At 39.2% G+C, this 11333-nt stretch carries 12 protein-coding genes; 1 reads left to right on the top strand and 11 read right to left on the bottom strand.

Annotated elements, in window-relative coordinates:
* Nucleotides 1–112: 112 nt before the first annotated feature.
* The 11 genes from JW841_05915 to JW841_05865 form a co-directional block, all read right to left on the bottom strand.
* On the bottom strand, nucleotides 113–619 hold the full coding sequence (locus JW841_05915) for an ATP-dependent helicase HrpB (protein ID MBN1960463.1): 507 nt from the start codon (nucleotides 617–619) through the stop codon (nucleotides 113–115).
* Between the two features lie 155 nt (nucleotides 620–774).
* Complete coding sequence (locus tag JW841_05910; GenBank protein MBN1960462.1) at nucleotides 775–1506, bottom strand: sigma-70 family RNA polymerase sigma factor; 732 nt, start codon at nucleotides 1504–1506, stop codon at nucleotides 775–777.
* 47 nt (nucleotides 1507–1553) lie between these two features.
* Nucleotides 1554–2057: a hypothetical protein gene (locus JW841_05905; GenBank protein MBN1960461.1), complete on the bottom strand. Its 504-nt coding sequence runs from the start codon at nucleotides 2055–2057 to the stop codon at nucleotides 1554–1556.
* Nucleotides 2058–2077: 20 nt separating this feature from the next.
* The gene (locus JW841_05900) at nucleotides 2078–2494 is read right to left on the bottom strand and encodes a tetratricopeptide repeat protein (protein MBN1960460.1); all 417 of its coding nucleotides are present in this window, start codon (nucleotides 2492–2494) and stop codon (nucleotides 2078–2080) included.
* A 198-nt stretch (nucleotides 2495–2692) separates the two neighbouring features.
* The gene (locus JW841_05895) at nucleotides 2693–3226 is read right to left on the bottom strand and encodes a hypothetical protein (GenBank protein MBN1960459.1); all 534 of its coding nucleotides are present in this window, start codon (nucleotides 3224–3226) and stop codon (nucleotides 2693–2695) included.
* 122 nt (nucleotides 3227–3348) lie between these two features.
* On the bottom strand, nucleotides 3349–3687 hold the full coding sequence (locus JW841_05890; protein ID MBN1960458.1) for a hypothetical protein: 339 nt from the start codon (nucleotides 3685–3687) through the stop codon (nucleotides 3349–3351).
* Between the two features lie 10 nt (nucleotides 3688–3697).
* Nucleotides 3698–4348: a hypothetical protein gene (locus JW841_05885; GenBank protein MBN1960457.1), complete on the bottom strand. Its 651-nt coding sequence runs from the start codon at nucleotides 4346–4348 to the stop codon at nucleotides 3698–3700.
* Nucleotides 4349–4350: 2 nt separating this feature from the next.
* A complete protein-coding gene (locus JW841_05880; protein ID MBN1960456.1) occupies nucleotides 4351–5178 on the bottom strand; it encodes a hypothetical protein in 828 nt (275 codons plus the stop codon).
* 57 nt (nucleotides 5179–5235) lie between these two features.
* Entirely contained in the window at nucleotides 5236–7227 is a 1992-nt protein-coding gene (locus JW841_05875; protein ID MBN1960455.1) for a protein kinase, read from the bottom strand.
* Nucleotides 7228–7366: 139 nt separating this feature from the next.
* Nucleotides 7367–8809, bottom strand: coding sequence for a PocR ligand-binding domain-containing protein (locus JW841_05870; GenBank protein MBN1960454.1), 1443 nt, complete (start codon nucleotides 8807–8809; stop codon nucleotides 7367–7369).
* Between the two features lie 20 nt (nucleotides 8810–8829).
* On the bottom strand, nucleotides 8830–9504 hold the full coding sequence (locus JW841_05865; GenBank protein MBN1960453.1) for a GTPase domain-containing protein: 675 nt from the start codon (nucleotides 9502–9504) through the stop codon (nucleotides 8830–8832).
* 365 nt (nucleotides 9505–9869) lie between these two features.
* On the opposite strand from JW841_05865, the gene JW841_05860 reads away from it, so the two are divergent.
* Nucleotides 9870–11333, top strand: a 1464-nt coding sequence (locus tag JW841_05860; GenBank protein MBN1960452.1) for a hypothetical protein, incomplete at its 3' end; no start/stop codon positions are given.

The raw sequence follows: 11333 nt of genomic DNA, 5'->3' as shown, positions 1-11333 counted from the left end.
CTACGTCATGCCCTCGAAAGAGGGCATCCAGTAAAGCCTAATAAAATCGATCAATTACAGAGATGAGATCAAGAGTCAGCTAATTAGAGGGTTTCCCTAATTAGCGGCCGGATTAAACCTGAGTATTAAGAGTTTGTTTAATACCGCTTGTTGCTTTTTCAACAACTTTTCCGGTTAAATCTAGTTCCTGCGAGTAACGATATACTCCAGCCTGCATTGCTAATAGTTCTTGTGAATTAAATTGATGTCCTGAAAGAGCGAGTTTCATTATCCTATTCATTTTATCTTGCCCACCAATCATTTGATCAAGCATTTTCGCTAATCGTGAGCGTTGGGCTTTTGCTGCTTCACCTACCCTTGTGGTTGGTGATGTTGCCATAATTTTAGCTTGCAGTAGAACATTTTTTGTTGCTGCAGTCTGTTGGGTTGCAGAAGCAGCCTGAACATTATTTACGCCTTGCACGTTTTGCGTGTTATTCAAAGCTTGCTGAAAGGCTGCATTAGGTTGACCTGGCATCTGGCCAGCTGGCTTTTTCTGTAATTCTTGCTGAGCTTTCTGCATTTCTTGCAGAAGTTGTTCTGCAGCTTTACCAATACCGCCACCACTTGCATCATGCATGAAATGCCTCCATGTATATAAACAGCCGACGTTTTCCTACATCAGCTTTGCACCTTGGTCACACTTCTACAAACTACAGCTCTATTTACTACATTACCGTACCAATTGGTCAATGGTTGGATATTTTCATTTTTTTACGATCTATCTTTTGTACATCAAGCAAACTCACTCATAAGCATTCGGTGCAATTTATTGACCGCTCTAGCGTGTAGTCTGCTTACCCAACTCTTTGATAAGCCTAAAATCTCCCCAACTTCCTCTAAACTCATGTCTTTATAGTAATATAGCTCAAGTAATTGTTTTTCTTGTACATCCAATTTGGTAATACTTTGACGGACTAAGGATCGCACTTGCTCTAAACCAAACTTAGCTTCTGGTACCTTTGTCTCATCATCCTTGAGTTGCAAATTAGTCGTACTATCAAGACTACTGATATAAACCACAGCTAAGCTTTGTACTACATCAGCCAAATTTTTAACTGCATTTTCAAAATTATTTTCTAAAGTTTCATTACTTTCATATTCAGAATTAGCGGTTTCAGATAAAAATTCATTGGCATGGATTTCTAAACGCGCCTTGGCATATTCTGTACGGCTCATCCATCCCATTCCGCGTAAGCCGTCATATATGGCGCCACGAATACGGTAATAAGCAAACGTCATAAATTGCACGCCATGCTTTTCATCAAAGCGATCTGCAGCTTCAAGCAAACCAATCATGCCGTATTCTACCAAATCTTCGTATTCTATTTCTTTTGAAACCGATTTTTTAATTTTGCCCGCGATAGAGCGCACATATGGGATATATTTCTCGGTGAGAGCGCGTTTATCTGTAGAAGTCAGCTTCGCCGCGGGTGACTTGCTTTCTTCTTTTAGCTCATCACTCATTACAACACCCGGTACTTTTAAAAACCGGTTGGTACGAAGGTAAGTACTCAACCTAGCATCATTTTACTGGCACCTTCGCTAACATCTTCAATTAATTGTGCAAACATCGGAGATCCATCAAGTTGTTCAGCGATGGCATCAAACATTTTTTCTAATTCTTCTTCTTCGGCTTCTTCAAACAATTTGCCAATACGTTTATGTTTTAAAATAGTTTTGGCAAATCTACGTGCCCGCTCTTTACGCGAAGCACGTGGATAGCGTTTCATAATCACAGCAAAGGCAGCTGCAATTTCGGCGAGTTGCACAGAAGTAAATTGAATTTGACGAGCTAAAGCTTTACCAGAAAGCGACTGTAGTTGCTTTTCAAATAAGGTTGTTGCACGCACAAAGGAATCAACAGATGTTTTATTCGGACTATCTGTCTTTGCAGTCTCATTAGATTTGCCCGTAGCTTTTGCTTGACTCTCGCTCGACTGTTGCGGAGTTGATGGCGTCCGGTTTGTTTCTTCGTTGATTACCGGGGGCTGGCCACCACCGACGACGCGAGTCATTAACGTTCTCCTACTTAGATTTAACTAAAAATGCCTAAGCCATGAGCCTCTTTTAAAGCATTGGCAAATTGGCCTGCTGATCCTTCAGAATCTAAAGTCATAGCGCGTTCAAGCTCAGCCAAAGCTTCATTATGTCTACGTAGAAATAATAAAGATTCACCAACTGATGCATGCGCAGCTGCAGAGTCTGGATTCAACTCTATGGCTTTTTGATGCGCCTTAAGGGCTGGATTAAACCTACCCATTGAAAAATAAAGATTTCCTAGTGCCATTTGCGCAACTTCGCTATGTGGAATTAATGCACAAACACCGCTAAATATCTCTTCGGCTTCTTTATTTTTGCCTAATTCCATATATAAATACCCGGACTCAAGCAAAAGAACCAGTTGCTTTTGTGGTACCGGCACTATCCCCTGAATAATAATTTCTTCGCTCATACGTAAGCCTCACCCTTAATGCAGCCGAGACACACTAGACTATGCCTGCATTTGCTGCAAGACCTCGCTTAAAAAATCATATCGATTTGTCAAAGAAACCACACGCAAAAGATAGGGTGAACACAAAAAAACCGCGGCGATCCCTTAAGGGCCCGCCGCGGCGCGTGGAAAATCGACTCAACAAAGCCGCTATCTTACTTAGCGTACGTTGCTAATCGAATTCTTAGCGGTATCGTGTTTGGTTTTCATAACATTTGATATGCATGAATATTGACGACTCTCATTTTGCATCTGTTGTTGCAGCATTAAGTACTGTGCATTAAAGCTGGCCTGCAGCTCCATCATGCTTTGCATTTGTGCAATTGAGCTATTGCCGCTAACCACACCAGTGGTACCAGAAACAGCACCGACAGTGCTGCCTGAGCCCGCTACAACTGCCGAGCCGCCACCATTAACCAAAGTACTTGTGGGAGAACTATAAGCGCTTATACTGGTGCCAACATTGCCACCAGTAACTAAACTTTTTGAAGCGCCAACGCTTGAAATAGCAGCTGATAGCGTCGCTACACCAGGAACATATTGCCCAGCAATATCGAGAGCTACGCCTGCCGTGCGATTAAGCCCATCACCAATTACTTTACCGAAGCTATTATCAGCCGTCGTACGTGCACGGCTTGGCTCCATAACAACGCGAAGCCCAGACGACTCATTACTTGAAATTTTTTCATTCATAGCGCTCTCTCCTGCGCAATGTGCGCTTGCATTCAGCTTTCTGGGTTCGAAAACCCACGCACAGTTACATTATCAATTAGTGTTAATTTGGGTTGAAAAAATACACAATTACTATGCTTTAGCTACTCGGCTAAAGTACTATTTATTAGGGACTCCCTTGTTTCATAAAGGAAATTTACAAGTGCAGTTGTGCGATCAACAGCCATGATCGCCTTTTTTGCATTTGCTTTTTCTTTATGACTCGTAGCATTAATAGCTAATTCATTTAAATTATTTTTCAGTTCTTCTAAATTAGCCTTAACACTTTCAGAATCTTCACGTTCAAGCATTCCTTCAATACGTTTAAAACCAAGTGTTGGAGATTCTGTCGGTAGCTCTACCTGCTCGGCCTTTTTAGGAGAGCGAACGCTTGGTTTTCGTGTATCACTTATTTTAAATGATTCTAATTTCTTTTCTTCCATTGATTTAACCTCAATAACAGCCAGAACCTAAGGGGAAAAGAGTATCAGCACAAGCTTGTTCAAGATTCGAGCAGTTTGCTTTTGTAACATTAGTTTCCGAACAATAACAATTATTATCAAGTGAATAAATACTAGATATACCTTTATGTTTCGCCCATTGCAAAGCATCCTGCAAAGTCATATTGCAGGTAGTGTCGGTAACACCAGACGGTATAGCATCAATCTCATTCTGTTGATAAATGAACTTACCCCTATTGTCATCATCGACCAGCACTATATCAATTTCTTCTTGGCCAGGCTCAAGTTGGTCTTTACAAAGTTTTGCATAACTTACGAAATAAGCAATTGGCACCAACTCATCGGGCTGTAACGGGTTACGTTGGCTATAGGAAATTAGAATTGGACGATCAAGACCGGTACGAAAAGGACCGCACTCATCGTTAGATGCAGTAAGAGTATCAGGATCAACCTCAAGCTCACATAAATCACTAAAACCTCCAACTTGCATGGTAACTTCTAATCGATCACCCAACAGTTCGCTATTAGCGCAATATGACAATGGAGCCTGCCATGTAATAGATACACTTGAATTAAAAGTGTCTTCTGCATAACCGCAGCCAACCATTAAAATTAGTAATAAAATAGCAAAACGTGACATCATAGCTACCTCACCATCAAACCGGTTTCGACTGGCGATGGCGCTCTCACATTTATGTATAACTGATTCGGAATTTGCTCGTCTTTTTTTAGCAGCATGTATCCCAAAACCCCACCACCGCCAAGCAAAACTGCTCCAGTAATACCCCAGAACCATGGTGAGCAATAAATCGGACGGTCGCTTCGTTCGCAAGTTGATGGTGGTGGCAGTGGTGGTTCACGTTTGAAGTCATTGGCATCCATATCTCTTGTTGAAGCTGGTTGTTCTGTCAAATCATCGGATGTTGAAGTTTTGGCTGATTTACTTGTTTTTGTTTTGCTGATTTTGCTTGAGCCAGCAGCACCAACAACATTAGTGTCATCTGTTATTTCTTTGGGTTCCGTCATTGCATTAGATGAAGCGTGCAATGATGGAATATGACCAAAATCACTTAATTGCTGACATACCGGTGGATTATCAGATGCTTCCAACTCAATAGGAGCATCTGGGCTACCATAGCGTGCTGGGCCATTGCCGTTTTCATCAAAAGCTTCGATAAAATAAAAAAGCTTATTAGAGAGATCTTTACTACTAATTACCGCCTTAAAGTCATCACTATTTGTTTCACGGACAAAAGGAACATTTTTCCAAAATTCGTTGCGTGAACGATAAATTACCTTAGGGTCAAAAATCGCAGAATCATCAATAAACCTTGCTTTTATTTCAAAAGATTCTCCTATTTTAAATTGTTCGCATGGTTCATGAACAATTGCAGGAGGAGTATTATCTTCTGCTGCTAGCGCCAATGAGGACCACGAAAAAAATAACAACAAGCTTACTAATTTATTTTTCATAAGTGACCTACTCTCAAAGCATGCATGCGATGTTAAAAACAATTTGCTTTGCTGATATTATGGCCCTGTAAAATGTAAAGTTATACGAAGCTGCCGACTTTCTTTAGGATTATTTAATTCAAATAGTGTAGATGAACCCCCATTTATATTAGACAATGGTGTTTTACCAAGACCTATGCCACCGCGACCGTGAACTATCGCCCATGGATCGGTTTGTATTGAGTAACTAATCGAACCATTATCAATCTTATAACTAATAGAAACCTTAAAAGGATCACTTTCAATATCTGCACCTGTACCTAAAACTAATACGCCGTTATCAGATTTAATTTTAAAGGTCTGCCCAATATTTACCCCATTTAATGAAATTCTCACTGGTGGTACTACTGATACACGCAATGAACCAAATCCTTTATTTATCGGGGGTGGTGGCGGCGTTCGTACTGGTGCAGGTTTTTCTATTTTACGGTGTTCCCGTTCACGCGATGTTTTTGCCAGTTTTTTAGTATCTGCCTTAATTTTTGCAACATTATCAGTCTTAGACGGCTCTGTAGTGTTTAAATTATTTTCATTTTTATTTGGTTCATTTCTAGGTTCAGGTGAAGCTGTTACTGATTTGGAATTGTTCTTCTTTGAGTCTGATGTTTTAGCTTTTGATGAGTTTACATTCACATCCGCGTCCGATTTTGTATCAAGCATCGCCGTCATTACGGATGAATCTTTAGATTTAATATCATGTAATATTGGCCGTTTTTTTACTGCAAAAGTTTGTTGTTTAGCTGCGGGTAATGGCAAAAAGGACGGCCTATTTATTTTAGTTGCAACTGCCACATAAATTTCTTGGTTAGTAGCAGCATAACGTACAGAAGCTAAAGCGCCAGCTGCTGAAGCTACAAGGATAAGAACAAAAGTTAGAAAAAAGGGCACCCGTGAATGTTTGGATTCTGTAAAAGCGCCTGGTTGGGCATTTATTGTCTCGAATTTGTTTGAATTGCGTCCAATATTTGCATGCAATCGTAATACCGGCTGACTATTCTCAAGTTTTTGATAATCACGCATAGACTTGAGATCAAGCGAGGTTGCATTACCGGTGTCAGCTATCATACGTCGTTCTGATTCTATAGTATCTTCAAACAAATCTTGCATGGTGTCAGCCAAAGACATCGGTGCCGGTCGAACGTCGCCCATGCGCAACATTCGTTGCAAAGTTTGCCGCATTTCTGAACAATCCGCATAGCGGTCTTCAATTTTTTTTGCGAGTGCTTTTTGTAAGATTGCATCAAACGATTGCAGCTTAGGATAATTTTTTGAAATGCTCTCTGGGTCTTTATGGCGAATCATTTCTAACGTTTGGGCCATACTATTGCGCGCAAATGGATTAACAAACGTCAACGCCTCATAAAGACAAATTCCGATTGAAAAGATATCACTGCGTTTATCAAGCTGAGCGCCAGTGCTCTGCTCAGGAGACATATAAGAACACTTGCCTTTAATTTTATTGTTATCTTGAGTGCCATTTTGAATATCGCTTTTTGCAATACCAAAATCGATCACTTTTACATCACCAGAATAAGAAATCAGAATATTGTGTGGATTAATATCACGATGAATTACACCTAATGGATTTCCTGAAATATCAAGAGCGTTATGTGCAAATGACATACCGTTGCACAAATCACTAATAATTTCGATGGCTAATGCAGGATGCAGCGATTCACCGCGGGTACGTGTACGTTCAAGTAAATCGCGCAAAGTCTTGCCATGCACATACTCCATAGCAATGAAGTATGCGTTTTCTATTTGACCCATCTCGTATATTTGCACGATATTCGAGTGATTTAGCTGAGCAACAAGACTAGCTTCAGCAAAAAACATATCTAAATATTCTTGTTTAGCTTGATGTTCAGCAAGAATACGTTTGATGATTAGAAGTTTTTCAAAGCTTACTGGACCTGTAAGTTTAGCTAGAAAAATCTCTCCCATGCCACCGATGGCGATTTTCTTCTGTAGATAATACTTACCGAAAGCTGAGCCTTCGCCACCGACCATAATGACTAATCACCACCCCTTCACGTGTCATTAATTTACATACAATTGGGAATCTACGAGTCTCAATGCAACTGGTCAAGAGCATGCGTGAGTATTTATGTCGCTTTTAGCCAGGTTACCGATATCTCTATATTAATATTTATAATCTTTGTTGCTCTTTTGGACCAAGACCATCAACATCAGCGGCCTGAATTGGTTTATCGGTATTATATGGTAATTTAACTATAAACGTGCTCCCTTGATTAAGCTCACTTTTTACTTCAACACGACCGCCATGAGCTATTACAAAATTGCGTACAATCGCTAAACCTAAACCAGTACCACCAAATTCACGAGTTGAACTAGAATCAACTTGAAAAAATGCATCAAAAATACGTTCGAGTTTATCTGGTGGAATGCCGATCCCATTGTCAATAACCGAAAAATTCAAATAACGATTTCGCTCAGGTTCAAAAAGATCATAGCGATCAGAACCTGCTGGAAGTTCTTCAGTTATTTCAGCCCGTATCTCAATATGGCCATTTTCTGGAGTAAATTTGACGGAATTGCCAAGCAAATTTGTTAATACACGCCTTATTTTGTCAACATCAACACGGATTGAAGAAACATCCGTAGCAATATTAGTAATGACTTCAATATTGTTTTTGCGGGCCTGCGGCATAATATCAGACAAACACAAACGAACTATTTCGCTTGGTTCATATAGTTCTTTATGAAGCACAACATTGCCAGATTCAATGCGTGCCAAATCAAGCACTTGTCCAATCAGACCAAGTAGACTTTCACCCTTTTCTAAAATTGTTGATACATAGTCGCGCTGCTCACTAGATAATTCGCCAGCCAAACCCTCAAGCAGCATTTCAGAATAACCAATTACACTAGTAAGCGGAGTACGTAGTTCATGTGAAACCGTTGCAATAAAATTCGATTTTAAGCGGTCGAGTTCTTGAAGGCGCTCATTTGCTGATTTGAGCGCTTGATTGGTGCGTTCAAGGTCACCAAAAGCCGCTTTAATACTAGCTATATGCATCTGACTAGTAAGATGAACTTTAAAACTATTGTGAATAATCGTATCGAGTATTTGGCGTATAGTGACAAGTATGCATTCAACCGCATCATCACTGGCAGCCGGAATATTAGTTAAAAAACCATTTAATTTATTTAAATCGAGCCCTTGCGATTCATATTCTGCAAGTGTAGCTGGTGACTCGCTGATCTCTGGGGGACGATAAGGACCAAAAATAGCCCTACCTAATAAAGTGCCATCATAAACAATGGGTAAAATTTTATACTGTAAACCGCTAAAACAATCGACTTGCACAGTTTGGGGTTTGTTATCAAGTTTTAGGGTGCGAATTTGAGCAACAAGATTTGTACATAAATGCTGGGTGGGATTAACACTAAACAAATAGCCACAATGATCGCTTGCAGAAGCTCTTACATCAGCCAAGCGTTTATCGTGCACATCAAATACTTTAATACCAATGCCAAATAATTCACAAAAACGGCGGCATATTTCACGCAAAGCTTCAATATCGACTACCACTGATAAATCAAAATTGTCTTCCGTAAAGGAGACCATGGTAGCCTATACTCCTTAATTTACCCAACAGCCGCATTAGGTGAAATGTGTTGCGAAGCAAATAAAGTCGAAAGCAAAGATTTTATTGAAACACTAAACTTATTTTCAAAATCGTACCGCTGATTTAGCGAAGCAAAAGTTTCGGTAAGTAGGCCGTGCAAAGTTTCGATTACACCTTCACCACGAATGGCCACTGCTTTAAAAATAGGCTCTTTACCTTGGCGCCTTACCGTTTCAAGTTCGGCATCAGAACGAATGTCAGCTTTGTCGCGCTTGTTAAATTGAACAACACGCGGAACTGTATCTGGATCAATGCCACTATCAGCTAAATATTGGCGCATGCCATGCCAATATTCGTTGTTAGTTTTAGCTTCTGAAAGCTGGCTGTCGGCAATAAAAGCCACTGCATCAGCGCCTGCTAGAACTATTCGGCGAGTGGCGGCGTGAATAACCTGCCCTGGTACGGTGAATAATTTTAGTTTGATACGATGGCCAGTTTCAGACTGCAGCACTACTGGTAGTAAATCAAAAAACAGGGTGCGGTCATCAGCGGTGTTTAAAGTAGTAAGGTGTCCGGTTAGATCACTACCTAGCAGTTTATGTAGCTGCATTAGATTAGTTGTCTTACCGCTCAGCGGCGGACCGTAGTACACCAGCTTGAGGATAATCTCACGTTGGGCTACATTGAATTGCACTATTTATTGATAACCCGCGAAGCCAGAGAATGTCTATAATTTACTAAATATTTATGTGCACTAATCGTTTTTATTGCTAATCTTAGCAATACTTTGTTTACTTTTAGTCTTTTTCGATCGAACGCTGCCAGTGTTTTATTAATACTACCTAATTTTTCAATTCGGTAGCTTAATTACAGCGAAAATTTGCACAACTTTTTATTTATGAAGACGATAAATATTGAAGAATTAAGATTGCTTAAATTGCAATACAATTTAATGTTATAAATAAAAGGATGATTTCAATATAAAAAACTTCTTAAATAAAGATATTGTTTCATGAAGGGACAAATATTTTGGAGTGTAATAAAATAAATGGGCTGGCCTTGGTAAATACCCCCCAAACTCAACCGACCGCTATTACACTTACTACACCGGCATCTACATCATCATCTGCTTTTACACCGGCTAAAGATGAATTTGGTTTTACTCAACCAAACGCCAGTACAGCATCTATTCAAAAAACAACAGCAACTGCATTCACCGGCATCAATTTAGACAATGGGGGAATAAAAATTAATGAACTTAAAAATTGCCAAAATATTGATCGCACTTCAGAAGATATAGAAATAGAAATACGTAAAATTGATACACAAAAAGAAAATACCCCAAAAGCCTATCTATATTTGCCAGAAGATTTAAAAACTGGGCAATATTTTATTAAATATGATGAAGAAGGTAATGAAGAATATACTTATCAAATAGCCAAAATAGAAAATGGCATAATAGAATTAAAATCTATGCTTACTGATTTAATAGCACCTTATGCAATCGAAGGCTTTGCTGAACAACTTGCGGCTAGCGATAATGATTGGAATTTTTATAATACTTTAAATGACACAAAACCATTACCTATACCTATCACTAAAATTATTGAAGAAAGACTTCTCTTAGATGCAGAATTAATCGCTGCAAAAAGAGCAGAGGCCCCACAAACACCTATTACTTATCTTACCTTTTTATTAGACTCAGAATTAACAACTCTTAATAACGACTTAGTTACTGCACATAACGAACGTAATAACTGGCTTGCCGCTCGCTCGCATGGCAAACCCGGATTTGGCAGATTTTTTCTTGCTGGTCTTAAAGAGGTTTCTGGCTTAGATAATGGTCGTCCTTTTTGGGAAATGGCCACAGATGCAACCATTGGCTACAAAGAAGGCTATCTGCCACAAGCATTAGCGCATTATGATACGTTAAATGTTCAGCAACAATATGTCTATCAAGCTTTACAAAAACTCAATAACGGTACATTTCTTGGTGAAAATGGGGTTAAAGCATTCAAAGACAAAGACCTTATCATTGATCTATGTTTTGAGGCATACCCAGATTATCCGACAGTTGAGCAAATAATAGATGTAGCTACGCGGCATTTAGACAAGGCTATCACTACTACTAAAACTATTGGCTATGCTGATATTTATAACGGTTTAAAGGCGGCTAATTTAATAAAGAGTACTTATTTAGCCGCACCCAATAATAAAGGTGAAAGTGTTGGTGTATTTAATAATCAACTTTCATTAACTGCTGCTATTGATTTATATCTTAGAAGTCCCGACTGCAAAATTGATTATAAAAGTATAGCAACACTCGATGCAGATTCTCTTACACAATTAAAAGAGCAAATACTAAAGCCAGAAAATTGGAGTAAAATAGTTAGTTACGGTCCTAACCTAGTAGATTTATTTAAAATTGATTCGTCGGCAGAAGTAAAATTTGATGAAATGGCATTTGCCGATAGCTCTTTTGATGCTGAAATAGCACGATTACGAAATTTTCAAAATTCAAAT

The sequence above is a fragment of the Deltaproteobacteria bacterium genome (assembly GCA_016931625.1).
Lineage (GTDB): Bacteria > Myxococcota > XYA12-FULL-58-9 > XYA12-FULL-58-9 > JAFGEK01 > JAFGEK01.
The sequence above is the reverse complement of the archived record's forward strand: the minus strand, read 5'-3'. Positions and strand labels throughout refer to the sequence as shown.

Excerpts from the sequence above, each read along its gene's own strand:
- JW841_05915 (MBN1960463.1), bottom strand. The coding sequence starts at position 619 with ATGCATGATGCAAGTGGTGGCGGTATTGGTAAAGCTGCAGAACAACTT.
- JW841_05910 (MBN1960462.1), bottom strand. The coding sequence starts at position 1,506 with ATGAGTGATGAGCTAAAAGAAGAAAGCAAGTCACCCGCGGCGAAGCTG.
- JW841_05905 (MBN1960461.1), bottom strand. The coding sequence starts at position 2,057 with ATGACTCGCGTCGTCGGTGGTGGCCAGCCCCCGGTAATCAACGAAGAA.
- JW841_05900 (MBN1960460.1), bottom strand. The coding sequence starts at position 2,494 with ATGAGCGAAGAAATTATTATTCAGGGGATAGTGCCGGTACCACAAAAG.
- JW841_05895 (MBN1960459.1), bottom strand. The coding sequence starts at position 3,226 with ATGAATGAAAAAATTTCAAGTAATGAGTCGTCTGGGCTTCGCGTTGTT.
- JW841_05890 (MBN1960458.1), bottom strand. The coding sequence starts at position 3,687 with ATGGAAGAAAAGAAATTAGAATCATTTAAAATAAGTGATACACGAAAA.
- JW841_05885 (MBN1960457.1), bottom strand. The coding sequence starts at position 4,348 with ATGATGTCACGTTTTGCTATTTTATTACTAATTTTAATGGTTGGCTGC.
- JW841_05880 (MBN1960456.1), bottom strand. The coding sequence starts at position 5,178 with ATGAAAAATAAATTAGTAAGCTTGTTGTTATTTTTTTCGTGGTCCTCA.
- JW841_05875 (MBN1960455.1), bottom strand. The coding sequence starts at position 7,227 with ATGGTCGGTGGCGAAGGCTCAGCTTTCGGTAAGTATTATCTACAGAAG.
- JW841_05870 (MBN1960454.1), bottom strand. The coding sequence starts at position 8,809 with ATGGTCTCCTTTACGGAAGACAATTTTGATTTATCAGTGGTAGTCGAT.